This is a genomic window from Candidatus Koribacter versatilis Ellin345, assembly GCF_000014005.1.
GTDB lineage: Bacteria > Acidobacteriota > Terriglobia > Terriglobales > Acidobacteriaceae > Korobacter > Korobacter versatilis_A.
The window spans coordinates 4503925-4522325 of record NC_008009.1 but is presented as its reverse complement, the minus strand read 5'-3'; the positions used below and the strand labels follow the sequence as shown (position 1 = coordinate 4522325).

The 18401-nt window shown below is 54.1% G+C and carries 17 protein-coding genes; 15 read left to right on the top strand and 2 right to left on the bottom strand.

Annotated elements, in window-relative coordinates; all coding sequences use genetic code 11:
* The first annotated feature begins 3 nt into the window (after positions 1-3).
* From ACID345_RS19810 to rfaD, 14 genes are all read left to right on the top strand, one after another.
* A complete protein-coding gene (locus ACID345_RS19810) occupies positions 4-690 on the top strand; it encodes a dTMP kinase (RefSeq protein ID WP_011524624.1) in 687 nt (228 codons plus the stop codon).
* Entirely contained in the window at positions 687-1907 is a 1221-nt protein-coding gene (locus ACID345_RS19805; RefSeq protein WP_011524623.1) for a phosphotransferase, read from the top strand. The genes ACID345_RS19810 and ACID345_RS19805 overlap by 4 nt, the downstream gene beginning before the upstream one ends.
* A 49-nt stretch (positions 1908-1956) precedes the next feature.
* The gene (locus tag ACID345_RS19800) at positions 1957-3042 is read left to right on the top strand and encodes a glycosyltransferase family 4 protein (RefSeq protein ID WP_011524622.1); all 1086 of its coding nucleotides are present in this window, start codon (positions 1957-1959) and stop codon (positions 3040-3042) included.
* On the top strand, positions 3039-4226 hold the full coding sequence (locus tag ACID345_RS19795) for a nucleotidyltransferase domain-containing protein (protein ID WP_011524621.1): 1188 nt from the start codon (positions 3039-3041) through the stop codon (positions 4224-4226). Before ACID345_RS19800 ends, ACID345_RS19795 begins: the two co-directional genes overlap by 4 nt.
* Positions 4227-4374: 148 nt before the next feature.
* Positions 4375-4995, top strand: a complete 621-nt coding sequence (locus ACID345_RS19790) for a sugar transferase (RefSeq protein ID WP_011524620.1) — start codon at positions 4375-4377, stop codon at positions 4993-4995.
* A gap of 52 nt (positions 4996-5047) precedes the next feature.
* The gene (locus ACID345_RS19785; protein ID WP_041855912.1) at positions 5048-6031 is read left to right on the top strand and encodes an ATP-grasp domain-containing protein; all 984 of its coding nucleotides are present in this window, start codon (positions 5048-5050) and stop codon (positions 6029-6031) included.
* Positions 6028-6768 carry an HAD family hydrolase gene (locus ACID345_RS19780; RefSeq protein WP_041855911.1) on the top strand — a complete coding sequence of 247 codons (741 nt, stop codon included), beginning with the start codon at positions 6028-6030 and terminating at the stop codon, positions 6766-6768. The genes ACID345_RS19785 and ACID345_RS19780 overlap by 4 nt, the downstream gene beginning before the upstream one ends.
* Positions 6769-6775: 7 nt before the next feature.
* Positions 6776-7978: a DegT/DnrJ/EryC1/StrS family aminotransferase gene (locus ACID345_RS19775; RefSeq protein WP_011524617.1), complete on the top strand. Its 1203-nt coding sequence runs from the start codon at positions 6776-6778 to the stop codon at positions 7976-7978.
* Positions 7979-8132: 154 nt separating this feature from the next.
* On the top strand, positions 8133-8948 hold the full coding sequence (locus ACID345_RS19770; RefSeq protein WP_148210188.1) for a hypothetical protein: 816 nt from the start codon (positions 8133-8135) through the stop codon (positions 8946-8948).
* A gap of 489 nt (positions 8949-9437) precedes the next feature.
* Positions 9438-11252, top strand: coding sequence for a polysaccharide biosynthesis protein (locus ACID345_RS19765; protein ID WP_148210187.1), 1815 nt, complete (start codon positions 9438-9440; stop codon positions 11250-11252).
* A 196-nt stretch (positions 11253-11448) separates the two neighbouring features.
* On the top strand, positions 11449-12015 hold the full coding sequence (locus tag ACID345_RS19760; RefSeq protein WP_148210186.1) for a porin family protein: 567 nt from the start codon (positions 11449-11451) through the stop codon (positions 12013-12015).
* A gap of 420 nt (positions 12016-12435) precedes the next feature.
* Positions 12436-13518 carry a GDP-mannose 4,6-dehydratase gene (gene gmd, locus ACID345_RS19755; protein WP_011524613.1) on the top strand — a complete coding sequence of 361 codons (1083 nt, stop codon included), beginning with the start codon at positions 12436-12438 and terminating at the stop codon, positions 13516-13518.
* Positions 13511-14506, top strand: coding sequence for a GDP-L-fucose synthase family protein (locus ACID345_RS19750; protein WP_011524612.1), 996 nt, complete (start codon positions 13511-13513; stop codon positions 14504-14506). Before gmd ends, ACID345_RS19750 begins: the two co-directional genes overlap by 8 nt.
* A 113-nt stretch (positions 14507-14619) precedes the next feature.
* Complete coding sequence (rfaD, locus tag ACID345_RS19745) at positions 14620-15624, top strand: ADP-glyceromanno-heptose 6-epimerase (RefSeq protein WP_011524611.1); 1005 nt, start codon at positions 14620-14622, stop codon at positions 15622-15624.
* A 173-nt stretch (positions 15625-15797) separates the two neighbouring features.
* Here rfaD and ACID345_RS27290 read toward each other — a convergent pair whose 3' ends face one another.
* Positions 15798-16070, bottom strand: a complete 273-nt coding sequence (locus ACID345_RS27290) for a hypothetical protein (RefSeq protein ID WP_011524610.1) — start codon at positions 16068-16070, stop codon at positions 15798-15800.
* A 29-nt stretch (positions 16071-16099) separates the two neighbouring features.
* Here ACID345_RS27290 and hldE point away from each other — a divergent pair, with 29 nt between their 5' ends.
* A complete protein-coding gene (gene hldE, locus ACID345_RS19740; RefSeq protein WP_011524609.1) occupies positions 16100-17560 on the top strand; it encodes a bifunctional D-glycero-beta-D-manno-heptose-7-phosphate kinase/D-glycero-beta-D-manno-heptose 1-phosphate adenylyltransferase HldE in 1461 nt (486 codons plus the stop codon).
* Between the two features lie 264 nt (positions 17561-17824).
* Here hldE and ACID345_RS19735 read toward each other — a convergent pair whose 3' ends face one another.
* The gene (locus ACID345_RS19735; protein ID WP_187148870.1) at positions 17825-18367 is read right to left on the bottom strand and encodes a D-glycero-alpha-D-manno-heptose-1,7-bisphosphate 7-phosphatase; all 543 of its coding nucleotides are present in this window, start codon (positions 18365-18367) and stop codon (positions 17825-17827) included.
* Positions 18368-18401 lie beyond the last annotated feature (34 nt).

The following is an 18401-nucleotide window of genomic DNA, read 5'->3' as shown; positions in this document are numbered from 1 at the left end:
GCAATGGCCCTCCTCACTTTTAGTGGAATCGACTGCTGCGGGAAATCGACGCAGATCGAGTTGCTCATGGAGCAATTAAAGAGTCGCGGGAATGCAGTCTCCTATATGTGGTTACGGCTTGGATATACGCCGGGGTTTCAGGGGTTGAAATCGTTGTTGCGGCGGGTTGCGGGGAAGAAGGCTGCACCAGCGGGGAACAGTCCGCAGCGAGAACGGTTCATGAAGCAGGGGTGGAAGCGTCGGCTGTGGCTGTATTTGGCGATCGGGGACATGTTTTGGCAGACGGCGGTGGTGACGCGGTGGAAGCGGTCGGCTGACATCATCGTGATTTGTGATCGCTATCTGCGGGACAGTGAATTTGATCTGGCGATGAATTTTCCCGAGGATACGGTAACGCGATGGTGGTCGTGGCGGTTGATGAGCGCGTTGGCGGCGCGTCCGGACGTGGCGCTACTGATGGATCTGTCATTCGAGGAGTCGCTGCGGCGGTCGCTGGCGAAGAGCGAACCGTTCCCTGATAGTGAGGACCGCCGGAGAGAACGGGCAGAAATGTATCGGAACTCGGTCCGGGACGGGCAGTGGCATGTGATTGACGCCACGCGAGATATCGCTGACATTCACGGCGAGATTATGGGCCTTGTACTGGGAGTGGACGCGCCGCTGGTAGCAGGCGTCGGAGGGCGCAATTGAAGATCGGGGAACTCATCCGGTACGAGCCGTTTGGAGAGCGCTTCGAGGAGACGACTGCGAGGTTTTTGAAGGCACGTTTTGGTGGTGATTGGAAAGTGCGCTGGAGTCCCGGGCGCGTGGGAACGGTGCCAGGCGCGCAGCAATGGCTGGTAAATTACGAGATCAACTCGGTGTTCCATCCCACTGCGAGAGCGAATGTGTTTGATGTAGTACGCCGCGAGTTCTCGTCTAGCCCGGTACGGTGGAAGCGGCCGTTGCAGCGGATGTATTTTGGGGCATCGGTTTCGAAAGTGTTCGCGCCGGGGATGGCGCACGCGCGAGTTGATATTTCGCCGGCGGTCCCCGATCCGCAGAAATGGCTGATTGTGCCGGGGACGCACAAGGTGAGGTACATCGACACCGAAGAACGGCGTGTGTACTGCCATTTGAAGCACGGCTCTCGGATGGATCGTTTTGCGAAGGAAATCGAGGCACGAAGGTCGGCCTCGGGCGCTGGAGTGGCGGTGCCGGGGATCGTTGGCGAGCTTGGTGAAGAGTGCGTGATCGAGGAGATGGTCGTCGGGACGCCACTGAATCGGCTGTCCGACGCTAAACTGCAGCAAGATTGTGTACTGCAGGCGAAGAGTTCTATGCAGCCTCTGTACGACGCGACGGTATGCCAGGAACAGCAATCGGAATACGCGAAACGACTCTCGGGGGAGATCGCCGCAGCGGTTGCCGGTACGAGGATTGTAGCATCGCTTCGCGATACAATCCTGAGTGCGGTTGAAAACATTCAGGATTGCCTGCAAGACCCCTCGGTCGTACAAACAGTCCAGAGTCACGGCGATTTCCAGCCAGCGAACATTCTCTGGGACGGCCAGCGGGTTTGGATCATTGACTGGGAATACTCGGGGCGACGTCAGCGTGACTACGATGCGCTGGTTTACGCGTTGCAGTCGCGTTTTGCACGGGGAATCGCTGCCAGGACGCGAGTGTACTTAAAGGGAATTGCTACACGGGAGCGGGCAGAGGCTGTCGCTCGAATTCGTTGTTTCTTGCTCGAAGAGTTTGCGTTTCGCTGTGAAGAACTCACCGCCGCGACGCATGAGGTAATTGCGCCGACATTTCTCGAACTGCTCGAAGAAGCAGAGGAGATGCTCGTCGTTTTAAGCGAAGAGGAAAATGCGGGGAAATCCAAAGTATCTGTTTTTCAAACAAACGGCGCCGTTTCGTAGTTATTTTCCGGAACTGTGTCTCGATGTTGCGGGCGATCAAGAATCGATCGTGTTTTCCGACATCGAGCATGAGCCGATTGGAAACGTGCGGTTTGTCACGGGGCCCAAGTATGAACGCAAGACCGCAGCACGACGATTCAAGACGTGGTTCAAGTATTGCTGGCAGGCGACAAGGCTCGCTTTCCGCACCAAGGGTGATCCGAAGCTGTTCATCGTGGCGCAACCGCCGTTTCTCTCGTTGCTAGGCTATTTGCAAAAGAAGTTGATGGGCCGCAGATACTTTCTTTGGATTGACGATGTGTGGCCTGACATCATTGTTGGACAAAAAATGCGGGAAGGCTCTTCGTGGGGCATTCGGCTCTGGGCTGGCTTTAACCGCGTGACTTTCAGGCATGCAGAGCACGTATTTACTCTTGGGCCATACATGAGAGACAAGGTCAGACAGTATGTGCCGGAGAACATCCCGATAACTATCATTCCGACGTGGGTTGATATCGATTCGATCCGGCCAATTCCGAAGGAGCAAAATCCGTTTGCCGCTGAACACGGACTGGGCGACAAATTGACAGTCCTCTATTCTGGGAACCTGGGCTTGACCCACGATATTCAGAGCATCCTTGAAGCAGCGCGCATTCTTCGTAATGAGGTGTCTTTGCATTTCATGATCATCGGCGCCGGGCCACAGTGGGATTCAATCGAGCGATCGATCAAGGAACATCAGGATGCGAACGTGACGCTTCTGCCTCTGCAGCCGATTGATGTTTTGCCGTTCTCTCTGGCGACTGCTGACATCGCGATTGCTTCGCTGGAACAGGGAATTGAGGGAGTAAGCATGCCGAGCAAGACCTACTACAGCATGGCCGCAGGGTCGGCTATTGTCGGCATCTGCGAGACGAACAGCGACTTGGCACACGTGGTTCTTTCGAACCAATGCGGCGGAGTGGTTCGTCCCAAGAGTCCGGAAGCTCTGGCTGAACTCATTCTGCGAATGGCCACAGATCGGGAGCAGCTAGGGCGATTGCGAGAGAACGCTCGCCACGCGGCTGTGAACTGTTATTCGCGGAGTGCAAATACTCCGAAGTTGCGCGCGATTCTGGAAGGAAAAGTGGAACCGGTAGCACAGGGCCAATCATGACGAGCGATTTCGAAAACCAATTCCTCGCAAAGGTAGTACCTGGCCCAGCCGAACGTCTTGTGTTGCTTGCGTGCTCAAGCGATTCGGGGACCAACACTGAGATCAAAGCGCTTTACGAACAGGTCGGAGACGAGGTCGCGTGGCAAGTCGCAAAACAGCACGAGCTTGAAGGAAATCTCGGGCACCGGTTGATCGACATTTTGGGTGAGCAAGTTCCACTCCGTTGGCGCGCAGCGCATGAGACGGTGGGGAACAGGATTGGTGCGTATCTGAACGAAGTGGACCGAATGGCGGCTCGGTTAGCACAACAGGACATTCCTCTGGTTGCGCTAAAGAATGCTGGTATCGCCCGCGGTGTGTATCAGTGCGCGGGGTGCTCGCCAATGGGCGATGTCGATCTCCTGGTTCGGCGCGCCGACTATCGGCGTGTCCACGCAATTCTGTTAGAAGAAGGGTTTACGTGTGACTCGCGGAATGTCACTGAGGAAGGGACCTTGGAAGAGGGCGAGGTAACGGGCGGAACCGAATATCACAAGGAGATTCCGGACGTTGGTACGTTCTGGTTAGAACTGCAGTGGCGGCCAGTTTCGGGTCGATGGTTACGTCCGGATCAGGAGCCAAATGGCGACGAACTCGTTAGTCGGTCTGTTCCGATTGAAGGCACCCATTTGCGGCTGTTGAACCCTGAGGACAACCTCTTACAGGTGTGTCTCCATACGGCGAAGCACACATACCTGAGGGCACCAGGGTTGCGCTTGCACACCGACGTAGAGCGCATCGTGAGGCAGTTGCAAATCGATTGGGAGGCCTTCCTCGCAAAGGCGAAGGCCCTTCAGGTGCGGACTTCGACTTACTTTTCACTTTGGCTGCCGGCGCGGCTTCTCAACACTCCAGTGCCTGACGCTGTGTTGTCGGAACTCGCGCCCTCTCGGCGGAAGCGCAAGGCGATACTCAAGCGTTTGCAAAGAGCGGGACTGTTTTATCCGGCCCGACCGAAGTTTTCCAACATCGCGTACATTCGGTTCAATAGCCTTTTGTACGACAGTTCGAACGGATTGGTCCGGGCGATTTTCCCCGACACAGAGTGGATGAAGAAGCGGTATGGTTTCCGGAGCGCCCTTTTACTCCCCTATTACCACGTGCGACGCATCGCGGATTTGGGGCTGCGTCGAGTTGGGATTTGATAATCGCTTCCGTGAAACGGAACCGTGCAAGATGTATCGAGGCCTTTGTATTGATGAGGCAAGTCGGATGAGGATGGCTGTGCTAGGCATGCCAACTTGTGACCCACGCCGCATCGGCAATCGTTGTGTACGTGAGATTGGAACCTGAATGATGCGACAGTCCGGATTTCAATACTGGATCAAGCGTGCTTTTGATTGGCTGGCCGCATGCATCGGGATAATTCTGGTTTCACCGCTGCTTCTGGCAGGCATGATCGCGGTGCGGATCTCGATGGGAAGGCCGGTGTTTTTTCGGCAACTGCGTCCCGGCAGGCGCGGCAGGCCGTTCACGGTATCGAAGTTCCGTACGATGAACGCTAAACGCGGCGCGGATGGTGAACTCCTTCCTGACGACGAACGTTTGACGAAAACCGGGAAGTTTCTGCGTTCAACAAGTCTTGATGAGTTGCCACAATTGATCAATGTACTGAGGGGAGACATGTCTCTGGTAGGCCCCCGTCCTCTTCGTATGGAATACCTCGACCGCTACTCGCCTCGACAAAGTATGCGACACGACGTGATGCCAGGAATTACCGGTTGGGCTCAGATCAACGGGCGCAATACGCTAACTTGGGAAGAGAAATTCGAACTCGATCTCTGGTATGTGGACAATTGGTCGCTGTGGCTCGATGTGAGGATTCTGGCGCTGACGTTCTTGAGCGTACTGAAGCGCGAAGGAATCTCGAGCAAAGATCACGCCACCATGCCCGAATTTAAAGGTTATAGCTAACACAATGCCCGATCGCGATCGGGAGCACTCGAAAAGAAGGTCAGGTTCTTTCGTGAAACAACCAGCAGTCTTAATTACGAGCGCAGGGCGACGCACGTCGCTCCTTGGCTCGTTCGTGAAAGCCGCGCAGGGGCGCGGATGGCGTGTATTGGCGGGCGACCGGGATCCGCTCGCGCCAACTCTATACTTAGCAGATGAGGGACTGAAACTCCCATCTTTGTCGGAGCACGACTATATTCCGTGCCTTCTTGAACTGGTTCGTGAACGCTCCATCCGGATGATCGTTCCCACTATTGATACTGAATTGGGATTGCTCGCCCGCCACGCCGACGACTTTCGAAAGGAAGGATGTGTTGCGGTGATTTCGTCGGGACGGCTCATTGAAATCGCGGGTGATAAGTGGCTCACCATGCAGGAATACGCTGCGCGAGCCGTGCGAACGCCAAAATCCTGGCTTCCCGATGCCCTTCCATCGCATGGCTTACCGGAGAGTCTTTTTGTAAAGCCAAGAGACGGCAGTGCCAGCCAACACGCGTATCGCGTGCAAAGCTCCGAATTGGCGAGAAAGCTGCCGGAAGTCCCCAACGCAATTGTTCAGGAAGAGCTTCGGGGCAACGAGATTACGATCGACGCGTTGATCGATTTGAATGGGCAGCCTCTTCATTACGTCCCTCGAGTTCGCATACGTACTCTTGGGGGAGAATCCATTCAAGGAGTCACCATCGCTGGCGATGAGATTCGCGATTGGATCATTCACTGTTTGAACGTCACCGCGGAACTCGGTGGCGTCGGGCCAATCACGATGCAAGCGTTTCTCACTCCCGATGGCCCAGTGCTCTCGGAGGTCAATCCGCGATTCGGTGGTGGATTTCCGCTCACACTTGCGGCTGGGGGAGCCTACCCCGATTGGCTGATTGCAATGGTAGAGGGTGAGAAAATTGATCCCCGGTTTGGAGAGTATCGCCGCGGGCTGTATATGACTCGCTACTATGTTGAGTTTTTCACTGACAAACCGTTGTGGGAGGCGATGCAGTGAACGTAGAGGTCTCGCCGCGCGCTTTGCGGCTGTTCGTTTTCGACTTGGACGATACTCTTTACGCCGAAAGGGACTACGTTCGTAGTGGGTTTGCTCACATCGCCAGAATTACCGCCGATTCCGCAGGCATTCCTGCAGAGGATATCGAAGTATTTCTCTGGGATGGTTTCAACGAGAAGGTGCGCGGCAACGCCTTCGATCTGCTCCTAACTGCATTTCCGGAGATCGCTGTCCACTGGACGGTGGGCCGCCTTATCGAAGAATACCGTGGACACAAGCCTTCCATCGCTACGGATCCCACACTTAAGAGCCTTCTTCGGACGCTGCGGCAGAGCGGCTCAAAAATTGGAGTGCTGACGGACGGACCCGTTCAAAGTCAGCGGTCGAAATACAATTCATTGCAGCTTGCCGCGAATGTTGATATAGCTATATTTAACGACGAGTTCGGCGTGGAATACCGCAAGCCTAACGAGCGCGGTTTCAGGGCGATTATGTCGGCTTTTCATTTTCCACCTGAAATGTGCGTGTATGTAGGCGATAATCCTGAAAAGGACTTCTATGCCCCCCGTCGCCTGGGTTGGCATTCCGTTCGCTTACGACTTCCAAGTCAGTTGCGGCACGAACTCGAGCCTGCATCCGCTGATTATTTTCCGGATCTTGAGTTCAATGCCCTGGCGGGACTTGTGCAGTACCTTGAGAACTGCTGTCATTGCTCGTGTAGCACAGAATCGAAGTGAGGGCGATTTGTATCGTAATTTCAAAATTCTGGAACGTAGGGCTCCACATTCTGTCGGCGAGTGGCCCTCTTTCGACGAAGAAGATATTCGCTCGGTCGAGTCGGTCCTTCGTTCCGGCAGAATCAATTACTGGACAGGCGAAGAATGCCGACGGTTTGAGAGGGAATATGCGACACACGTTGGTACCAAGCATGCTATTGCTCTTACCAACGGCACGGTTGCACTGGAACTCGCGCTGCGAGCGCTTGGTATTGGTCCCGGCGACGAGGTTATAACGTCTGCGCGCACATTCATCGCCTCCGCGAGTTGCGCCGTTGCCGTGGGAGCGACCCCGATCATCGCGGATGTCGATCGCGACAGCCAGAATATTACTGCCGACACTATTCGGAAAGTCGTTACCCCGAAAACCAAGGCCATCATCGCCGTGCACCTCGCCGGCTGGCCTTGCGAAATGGATTCGATTCTTGCCTTGGCTGCGGAATACGGGCTGAAAGTCGTGGAAGACTGTGCGCAGGCCAACGGAGCCCGTTACAAAGGGCAAGTCGTTGGTTCCATCGGAGATGTCGGCGCTTTTTCGTTCTGCCAGGACAAGATCATCACAACTGGTGGCGAGGGTGGACTGATCACACTGAATGACGATGAAATGTGGAAGTTCGCCTGGGCATATAAAGACCACGGCAAGAGTTACGAAGCTGTTTACAACCGCGATCACCCACCGGGTTATCGGTGGTTGCACGAGTCATTTGGCACGAATTGGCGCATGACGGAAATGCAAGGCGCCCTCGGAAGGAACGCTCTCCGGCGGTTGGATTCATGGGTTAAGACTAGGCGCCAGAATGCTTCTACGTTGAAGAAGGCGTTCGCCGGTATTCGTGCAGTGCGAATTCCTGAGCCTCCGCAAGATTTTTATCACTCGTACTACAAGTTCTATGCGTTCATTGAACCGCATGCTCTGAAACCGGAATATAGTCGGGACCGTATTGTTCAAGAGATCAGCGAACTAGGGTATCCGTGCTTCGTGGGGAGTTGTAGCGAAATCTATCTTGAAAAAGCGTTTGAGGCCGCGGGCTACCGAGGCGAAATTTTGCCGGTTGCTCGTGAACTTGGTGATACGAGTCTGATGTTCCTTGTGCACCCGACGATAAATGAAAGTCAAATGGACGAATATGCTGATATCTCAAGTCGGGTTCTGAGGAGTGCGAGTCGATAGTGCAACCGGCATGAGGAATGTTGCAGGAATACTCTTCCGCGTTTTCATATTTTCGTTGGCGACGAGTGCCCAAGCCCACGCGGAACACGCGCCACTCTCTTACTGCATGGTTCCCGACTCAGTGCAGGTTACGGGGAATGTGCGCCGGGTAACCGTGGAAGATCCGTCGTCACAAACCCCTGAGATCGTAGCGATTTTCGGGCAGCATTCGCGCCTTGAACAGGTTGAGGAGTACGCATCAAGTCACGTCTTGGCGCGCCGAGCGAAGTTCAGCTACGAGCGATTCGGAATTTCCAGCATCACGTGGAGTAACTCAGACGGTAAGTCAGAGGAGGCGTGTTCGTTTACTTATTCAGACGAGGGCCGCCTGACTTCCTATTACGACACGGATGCGTCGGGCAAGGTGCTTTGGAAGGTTCTGTTTGACCAATCCGATTTTTCTGAGCATCCGTTGAGCCGACGATTCTTGATCAATCTCGTGCCGCCAGCTCAGCTTGCCGAAGTGACCGACCGTGTCGACTGTCGCGGATCGTGCACGAAGACCACGCTTTTGATCGATGAGAAGGTTGCCGGCACGTGGATGATCCGACGCAGCGGGAAAGGCAGGGTCGAAGAGGAAATGATCGAATTCCCCGACCTATCTTTCTCTCGCATTCAACATCTTCCGGATGGTTCGACGTTGGAGCACGATTTTTCTTCGAAAGAACGCAAACATGTGTTCTCAAAGCGCGATCTGAACGGAAGACTGCTGTCCTCCTGGGTTCAGCCTGAAAACGCACCGGGCAATATTACCGACCATAAGTACGAGGAAACTTCATCCGTCAAACTGGATTCCGATGGAGACTCAGTTAGCGCCAACGAAGTTACGAATACACTCGTCCGCGACTTCCAGGGGAATTGGACGGAAAGAATGGTTAAGGATTCCGGCGGAGTCAGGACGACTAAACGCAGTATCGAATACGCGCCATAATTCCAATTGCGTTACATCTTTACATGACGATGGTCGATTCACGCCGGAAACAGCTCTGCGGGATCGGCCAGCCCTGCTCGCGTCCGCCGGAGTCGAAAGCCGCTAGGTGTTTCGCCACCCTGCTCTTTTGGGCGACCGTCGGGCAAGTTATGCTGATTTTGTGCCGAGAAATGTTAAATCTTCGTTGCGACACCCACCGATTTATGGCAATATAACGCAAATAAACGCGTTCACGGATCCCCAACCTGAAGCTCTAAGTCGTGTGCCTCGCATTATCTTGTTGGTAACAGCCATCGTCCTAACTAGGACGACAGTTGTTCTGGCCGAAAAGATCACGATCGTGTGACGTCAAAATAAGGTAACCCTTTGAGTATCAACGAAATTCCGCAGTTTCCGAGGTGGTTTACAAAAATCCAGCGTACGAGAACTGGACTCAGTCTGCTCCTGCAGGCTGCCATTAGCGCGGTTGCTCTGCTTTGTGCCTGGACCTTGCGATTCGAATTTGCGTTGCCCAATCAGCGACTGCTGTGGGTCTCAGTGCCCATCCTGGTGTTCCTTCGAATTGCGGCGATTTACCGCTTCAACCTTGATCATGGGTATTGGCGTTTCAGCGGCATCTCTGATGCCTTGAATATTGCCAAGGCCGTCACTGTCAGTTCGTTCTGCTTCATGCTCGTTCTCCGATACGGATTTCAGCTGACAGCTTTCCCAATCTCTATCTATTTGCTTGAGCCGCTCTTGTCTGCGTTCGGATTGGGAGCAAGCCGCGTCGCGGTTCGCAGTGTGTTGGTCAAACTGGAGGCATCGCAAGGTAGAAAAAGGCATTCTCGCGTCGTCATAGTGGGAGCAGGGTTTGCCGGGCAGATGTTGCTGCGCGAACTGCTCACATCGCGTGCCAGTCACGTCGCCGTCGCACTCGTGGATGATGACTCCTCGAAGCGTGGGGCTCTGGTACACGGCACGCGTGTCGAAGGGGCGATCAAGAATCTCCCGACGATTGCTGCAAAGCATCGCGCGGACGAGGTTCTTATCGCGGTGCCATCTGCGACGCGTGATCAGATGTTTCGAATTGTTGAAGCTTGCCATGCGGCGAGAGTGCCATACCGCACGGTGCCGAGTCTCAACGATCTCGTGGCGGGGAAGGTGGCGATCAGCGAACTTCGTGAGATCGATCTGGAAGATCTTCTCGGACGTGAACCGGTGCATCTGGAAAACGAGCCGGTTCGCAAGAGTATCGCTGGCCGGGTTGTAATGGTAACTGGAGCCGCGGGGTCCATTGGCTCGGAACTCAGTTCCCAGATACTATCGTTCGGCCCGGCGATGTTGATCTGCGTCGATCACGATGAAACCGCCCTATTTAATCTTGAACACCGGCTCGCGGTACAGGAAACGAGCAGCCGGCTTTTGTATTTTGTAGACGATGTCGGCGATTCTGAGCGGATGCGTCATCTGCTGCTGCACAACGAGGTGGATTTCATTTTCCACGCAGCTGCGTACAAGCACGTTCCGATGATGGAACGCAATCCTCGAAAGGCTTTGCGCAACAATGTCTTCGCGCTCCGGCATTTCGTCGAGGCAGCAGAAGAGTCTGGAGTCGAGGCGTTCGTTTTGATTTCCTCCGACAAGGCGGTTAATCCCACGAACGTGATGGGGTGCACGAAACGTATCGGTGAGTTGATCTTGTCGGCAAATCGAAATCGGCGAATGCGTTGCGTGAGTGTGCGGTTCGGAAATGTGCTGGGTTCGCAGGGAAGCGTGGTTCCGATCTTTCAGCAACAGTTACGCGAACACAAGCCGCTCACGATCACTCATCCCGAGATTACCCGCTTCTTCATGACGGTCTCAGAGGCGGTATCTCTGGTGCTTCAGGCGTTTACAATTGGAACTCACGGCGACATTCTGGTTCTCGATATGGGGCGTCAAATCTCGATTGTTCGCATGGCGAAAGCGCTAATCCATCTCTCCGGATTCTCCGAGGAAGAGGTGCCGATCAAATACACGGGATTACGTCCTGGCGAGAAACTGTACGAAGAGCTGTTTTATGACTCGGAAGTCCGGATTGCGACGGAGCGCTCGAAGGTTCTTCGCACCAAAGGGAAGATTCTCAGTTGGGCCGAGTTAGATCGGCGGCTCCGAACTTTGGAGTGGAAGTTAGGTGAGGCAAACGAGGATCAACTCCGACGCCTGATGGCGGAAATTGTTCCCGAGTACTCAATCACGCCCAACGAACAGCGTCCATTGCCTGCGTCAGTCCCGATCGCGAGCAGTGTGCACGGCAGGCATGCTGCCGCGGGACTGGATTAAAGGCCTTGACGTATATGAAATCGGCGTGGCGAATTAGGAAAAGCGGGTATAATTTCGAGCCAAGGTATCTGCCCCGACTTTGTCCACTTCGTGCAGTGACAATGGCATTGGCCGTTTTCTCCTGTGCTCTGTTAACGAGCGGCGGGAACCTAGGATCTTTGGCGGTTCGAGAAGAGCGATGAAAGGATTACATTGCATGAGGTGGATCAGTGCTTTTTGCGGCATTCTGTTTTTGACGACACTCGCGATAGCGCAAGCCCCGACTCCGACCGGCAAATTGCCGAATGCCGGCGCGAACAACGAGACTCCCTGGATGTTCTCCGCGCAGTATGTTAAGCCAACGAATGATTGGGGACCCAATAATCACTTCAACGGGATGCTGCTCGATGTCACCCGCAGTTTCAGTCCTCGCTGGGGGATTACAGGAGAGTTCGATTGGAGCAAGTCGAACGGACACGATGGAAATCAACTCGGATATAGGGTTGGACCACGCGTAAATCTCATCACTGGACATAAGGTTGTGCCCTTTGCCCAATTCCTCCTCGGTGGCGCTCACCTGCATGAAACGGGGACGCGTGCGTCGGGCGTGGACTCGAACTGGAACGGGGTCAGCTGGTTGGGAGGCGGTGGGGTAGATATTCTTCTCACTCCGCACTTCGGGATCCGCGGTCAAATCGATATTACAAGTGTCCCATTTGGAACACATTTGACTGACCGTGATTATTGGCCTCAGTACGGAGGCGGTGTCACGTATCGTTGGTAGCTGATTTTCGTTCATGAGCAGAGTGCACTCCCGGGTGTCTTCGCCGATGCGGAGGGCAATGAAACTGTCAACGGATGAGCTCGCGCCCTAATGTGAACGGGGCGCGAGCTTCCTTAACACCCTACTCTGAGCAAGGGTTCGGGGTGTACCGCTCAGGCCTTCGGAGATGAGCAGTGTGGCATCGGCCGTACTTTCACTCCGACCGCTGAGCGATTCCGGTCAAAACCATCCACCATCCGTCGTCCCCAAACTAAAAATGTTACGGGTGGAAAGATTTACACTTTTTCGGCGAGCCGAAACATTTGCCGGCCCTCGCTAAAAGTTTTCAAAGAAGTCACGCGGCTTCTTCTCTTGTGTACTTCGTGCATTGGTATTCGGACGAAGCACAATAGGTCAAATTTCGGGTCAGAGTATGAGGAAATGAAAAAAGCGCTAATCACCGGAGTCACAGGCCAGGATGGTTCATATCTGGCAGCGTTGTTGTTGTCCAAAGGTTACGAAGTACACGGAATCAAAAGACGTAGCTCGCTTTTTAATACTCAGCGAATTGATCATCTCTATCAAGATCCCCACGAGCAGGGCAGGCAGTTCGTGTTGCACTATGGCGACATGACGGACACCAGCAGCCTCGTGCGAGTGATTCAGCGCGTTCAACCGGACGAGATTTACAACCTCGCGGCGCAGAGCCATGTCGCGGTATCCTTCGAGGAACCGGAATATACCGCAAACGCAGATGCGATCGGAACTTTACGCATTTTAGAAGCGATTCGCATTCTGGGCCTTGCAGGGAAAACCCGTTTCTATCAAGCCTCGACGTCGGAACTCTTTGGCAAGGTGCAAGAGACACCACAAAAAGAGAGCACCCCGTTTTATCCACGTTCTCCTTATGCGGTCGCCAAGCTTTATGCATATTGGATCACCGTCAATTATCGCGAAGCGTACGGTATGTACGCATGCAATGGGGTGCTTTTCAATCACGAATCGCCGGTTCGAGGGGAAACATTCGTTACGCGCAAGATCACGCGCGGCCTTTCTCGTATAAAAGTTGGTCTGCAGAAAACGCTTTTTCTTGGGAATCTGCATTCACGCCGGGATTGGGGACACGCGCGTGACTATGCGGAGATGCAGTGGCTCATGCTTCAGCAACAGAATCCGGAAGATTTTGTAATCGCAACTGGCGAACAACACAGCGTCCGCGAGTTTGTGGATCTTGCCGCAAGCAAGATCGACATGACCATCGAGTGGAAGGGTGAGGGCGTTGATGAACGCGGTTATGATCGCACGGGGAATTGCATCGTCGCCGTTGACCCGAGATACTTTCGTCCGACGGAAGTCGATACGCTGTTAGGGGATGCGGAGAAAGCGCGTAAACAACTAGGCTGGCAACCTCGCATCGGTTTTGATCAGTTAGTCACTGAGATGGTAATGAGCGACCTCGACGCAGCTGAACGTGACGTTTTAGTTCACAAGCACGGTTATAAGGTGTTCGAGTCGCATGAGTAGCGCGATCTCAAAGTCGTCTCCCATTTTTGTGGCTGGCCACCGCGGGCTTGCGGGGTCTGCAATCGTGCGGCGCCTGCAGAGGGCGGGTTACGAGCGCCTATTTCTTAAAACGCACTCGGAGTTGGATCTCTCAGACGAGATCGAAGTTCGAAAATTCTTCGACCGTTACCGCCCGGAATGCGTGTTTTTAGCCGCTGCAAAGGTGGGTGGAATCCTTGCTAACCGGGATTATCCAGCGGATTTCTTCATTCAAAATGCGCGTATCCAAAACAATGTCATCAGCACGTCTTTTCAATTCGGCGTGAAGCGGATGGTATTTCTCGGCTCCAGTTGCATTTACCCGAAACTTGCACCGCAGCCTCTCAAGGAAGAATACCTTCTTACGGGACCGCTCGAGTTTACAAATCGTTCATACGCGGTGGCTAAGATCGCCGGTATCGAATTGTGCTGGGCGCTGAATCGGCAGCACGGTACAAAGTTCCTGGCTGCGATGCCGACCAACCTCTATGGGCCCGGCGACAATTACGATCGGAACGGATCCCACGTACTTCCAGCGTTGATTCGAAAAGTTCATGAGGCGATCGAAGGACGTCAGGAAACTGTCACAGTTTGGGGAAGTGGCGAGCCGCGCCGTGAATTCTTGTATAGCGACGACATGGCAGATGCCTGCGTCTTTCTCATGGAATTGGCGGAAGAAACCTACGATGCGTTCGTCTCCGATCCCGAGCGACCGCCCTTGTTGAATATTGGATGTGGAGAAGATCTCACCATTTCTGCTTTGGCCCATCTAGTGGCAAAGGAACTTGGCTACGAGGGCGAGATCGTATTTGATCCCTCCAAGCCGGACGGAACGCCACGAAAGCTTCTCGATGTGTCCCGCTTGTTCCAAATGGGTTGGCGTCCGAAAATGTCGTTGGCTGCCGGAATCCGGGAAGCTTACGCCGATTTCAAGGTCCGGTATTCGTCGATCGCAGCTGCGTCTCGATAGCGGAAGTGAGTGTAAAAGCTGCCTCAAGTTTTATTCGCAAGAGACATACTCGTTTCAGAAGAGTGCTTTCAACGGCGGCCTGCACAGTATTAAGTGACTAGGAGGCTCATGCAATGGTCATCGTTACCGGTGGCGCCGGATTCATTGGAAGCAATCTCGTTCATGAACTGAATGCCGAGGGAATCACCGACGTCCTTGTTGTTGACAATCTTGCAAATGCAGCAAAGTTTGAAAATTTGCTGGGCGCGAAATTCGCCGACTACATGGATAAACGGGCCTTTCGAGCCGCAATTCGAGAGAGGTCGCTGGGAGCCCCGAAGATAGAGGCTATCTTGCATCAAGGAGCCTGTTCCAACACGCTAGAAGACGATGGCGTGTACATGATGGACAACAATTATCAGTGTACTAAGGAGCTCCTGCATTTCGCGATTGAACAGGGAGCGCGCTTCGTCTTTGCTTCCACGGCCGCCGTATACGGGCTAGCAGGTCCTGGACATTTTGCGCCAATTCCAGGGAATGAGCGTCCGCTCAATATTTACGGCTATTCGAAATTAATGTTCGACAATTATTTACGCCATAAGATAGCAGCAGACGAAGTGTCAATCACGGCTGTGGGTCTGCGGTACTTCAACGTCTACGGGCCGCGCGAGCGTCACAAAGGACGTATGTCTTCAGTGATCCATCATTTCACGGGACAGATGAAGAAAGAGCAGAAACTGCGGATGTTCCAAGGATCCGGCGGTTATGGAGATGGTGAACAAAGAAGGGATTTCGTATATGTCCGCGACCTCGCAAGGATGAATTTATTCTTCGCGCAGCTCGGACGTTTCGAGGCGGCTAAAGGCGAACCAGAGAGGACATACCGTGGCATCGTCAACGCTGGCACTGGACTGAGCCGAAGCTTCAATGATGTCGCGGCTGCACTAATGACGATTCACGGAAAGGTCCCGGTCGAGTACATGCCGTTTCCATCCGATCTAATTGGTCGATATCAGCATTTCACCGAGGCAGACATATCGGGACTCCGCAAACTCGGCTGGATTGAGGAACCGACCACGCTGGAAGCAGGCATCGACGAGACATACGCGACACTACGGCAGTTGGGCCGCGAGTCTTGATCAAGGGAACGCGAGTTTCTTTTGTACGACATTGAAGACCTGCAGGGAGAACGAAATGAGCAGCGGAGTTCGGGATGGTGTTGAAATGACACCTTCGCCCGAACCGCTTAACGGTGCAGAAATCCCCACCGATGACGCAACCAACATCAAGACGCGATCGATTCCAGGGTGGGCTAGGCGACTTCAGCGGAACGCAAGGGTGGCGTGGAACTCGCTCCGGAGTTCAAATAATAATCTCGTTGAAAACTCCGCGCGTTCAAAAAAGAGGGAGCGGATGGAGAGGACGGATTCGTAAATCCTACTCGCGACGCTATAATAGCCACCACCGAGACGCTCATCGCATAGTATTTCGTCATCAGCACGTCGTCACTTGATTGATTTGGAGAAACAGCTTCGCGATGGGCCAGAATCTGCAGCGCGTATTCGAGATCAGGTTTGCTCAGCATGATGGCGCTACCGAAGTAGTGGGGGGACGGTGAGCACCAACGTAGCGGATCTCCTTCATACGATTAAGAACAATTGGTGCGATCGCTCAATCCTCGTAGTCGGCGATGTGATGCTCGACCAATATATCTGGGGTGACGTAGGTCGTATCTCACCGGAAGCGCCGGTTCCGATTGTGCGAGCTACGCATCGCACGGAACAACCTGGCGGAGCCGCCAACGTCGCGCTGAATATCGCTCGGTTGGGCGCACGTGCGACGATTGTCGGATTCACCGGGACGGACGATAACGAACGGGCGCTGAAGGATTACCTTTCCTCGAATCGGGTCGAGGCTGATTTCGTGAGCTGCGAAGGCTTCCCAACGATCACGAAATTACGAATCCTATCTGGTCGGCAACAAATGCTTCGGCTCGACAACGAACGAGCTGAGTCGCGGCCCAGTACTGCATACCAGAAGCTCATCGAACGCGCTCTCCATCACCTGCCGCAGAGCGATGCACTCATACTTTCGGATTATGCGAAGGGCGTGTTGCTTCCGGAAGTATGTCAGACACTCATACAAGCCGCCGCCCAACGTAAGATTCCGGTCCTCGTCGATCCCAAGAATGTCGACTTCAGTAGGTACCGCGGGGCGACAACAATTTCACCGAATCTGGGAGAGCTTGCGTTAGCGGCTCGCGTCGACCTTGAAAATCTGAACGATTTACTGTATGCGGCGCAGCAGATGGTACGCAATCTGGGATTGAGCTTTCTTACGGCGACCCTTGGCGAAAAGGGAATCGCGTTAGTTACGCGGGATAAGACGACAATTTCGGCAGCGGTCGCTCGACAGGTATTTGATGTCTCCGGTGCGGGAGACGCTGTTATTGCTACGTTGAGCTTGTCGCTAGCGTCGGGGCTGGATCCGGAGCTCGGCGTTCACTTGGCGAACCTCGCTGGGGCAATCGTTGTAAGCAAAGTTGGGACGGCGCCAGTAGAACAGTACGAATTGTTGAATGCTCTCACAGCGGAATCAGTGCCGGTCGCCCAAGCAAAGGTCGTGACACGTTCGGAGCTTCTCGAACTCGTGGCCCGCTGGAGGCGAAATGACGAGCGGATCGTCGTTACGAACGGCTGCTTCGACTTGCTGCACGTCGGCCACATATCGCTTTTGGAGCAGGCGCGCGGATTCGGAGACCGACTCGTCGTCGCGATCAATAGCGATCGGTCGGTGCGAGAATTAAAAGGGAATAGTCGTCCAATTGTGGGAGAACAAGAGCGCGCCCGAGTCCTCGCGGCTATCGCGGCGGTTGATGCAGTGGTCATATTCGATGAGCGTACGCCTCTCGAATTGATTGAGGCGACGCGCCCTGACGTGCTGGTAAAGGGAGGAGACTATGCAGTGAGCGGAGTAGTGGGAGCTGAGGAGGTGCAGTCCTGGGGCGGGCACGTAAAGATTGTTCCAATCGTTGAAGGCTTCTCGACAACAAAGTTGATCGAAAAGGGGCACTAGGACATAAGGAGTTCAGATCGTCACTCGATTTCGTTGATGGTTCGGCGGCGGCCCAAATCGAGTGTGAATGGGACGCGTCTATCGTGTACGCCGTCACCTACTGCTCGCCGGTTCTAACCCACTCATGCCGCCAGAACATTTTCTTCCAGTAAGCACATAGTTAGTTGACGTGCACTCTTCCTTTCAGATCGAGGAACGAGGATACTCCGTGTCCGACGATGGATCCGGGCCTGCCCAGAGAGTCCTCAGTGAGGACCGAGTGAATCATGGGTTGGAGAAGATGAACTGATTTACAGCTGACAGCAGAGAATGGGCTTTGGCATCGGCGAGGCCGATTGCTTTCTCCGCACCGGGTTTTTGATTTGCTGGATCTCCATGAATGAAGATCGTGGGGATGCCCGCTCGCCGACCCGCTTCGATGTCAGAGATCGAGTCTCCGATTAGGATCGAGTTGTTGGCGCTCGCATCGGGAAAGTCCTGGAAAGCCCGCTTAATCATTCCGATTTCTGGTTTCCGACAATGGCACGAGTTCTTGTCGTGTGGGCAGTAATAAATCGCATCCAGACGCGCGCCACGGGCTTCGAGTTCGAGGCGCAAATGTTCGTGAATTTCGGCGAGGCCCATTTCCGACAATAGACCCAAGCCGATGGCTCGCTGATTGGTGACCACGAGGGCAATACACCCTGCTTGATTCAGCGTACGGATGGCCTCGACGACTCCGGGGAGCAGTTCGATTTGCTCTGGTCGCGTGATGTACTGCCCTTCAGGCAGCTTCTTGTTGATAACGCCATCACGATCGAGAAACACGCAGGTTCTTTTGCCAAATTGCATGCGTTTCATC

Bases quoted from the DNA above. Each gene is read 5' to 3' on its own strand.
- ACID345_RS19810 (WP_011524624.1), top strand. From the start codon at position 4: ATGGCCCTCCTCACTTTTAGTGGAATCGACTGCTGCGGGAAATCGACG.
- ACID345_RS19795 (WP_011524621.1), top strand. From the start codon at position 3,039: ATGACGAGCGATTTCGAAAACCAATTCCTCGCAAAGGTAGTACCTGGC.
- ACID345_RS19790 (WP_011524620.1), top strand. From the start codon at position 4,375: ATGATGCGACAGTCCGGATTTCAATACTGGATCAAGCGTGCTTTTGAT.
- ACID345_RS19760 (WP_148210186.1), top strand. From the start codon at position 11,449: ATGAGGTGGATCAGTGCTTTTTGCGGCATTCTGTTTTTGACGACACTC.
- gmd (WP_011524613.1), top strand. From the start codon at position 12,436: ATGAAAAAAGCGCTAATCACCGGAGTCACAGGCCAGGATGGTTCATAT.
- ACID345_RS19750 (WP_011524612.1), top strand. From the start codon at position 13,511: ATGAGTAGCGCGATCTCAAAGTCGTCTCCCATTTTTGTGGCTGGCCAC.
- rfaD (WP_011524611.1), top strand. From the start codon at position 14,620: ATGGTCATCGTTACCGGTGGCGCCGGATTCATTGGAAGCAATCTCGTT.
- ACID345_RS27290 (WP_011524610.1), bottom strand. From the start codon at position 16,070: ATGCTGAGCAAACCTGATCTCGAATACGCGCTGCAGATTCTGGCCCAT.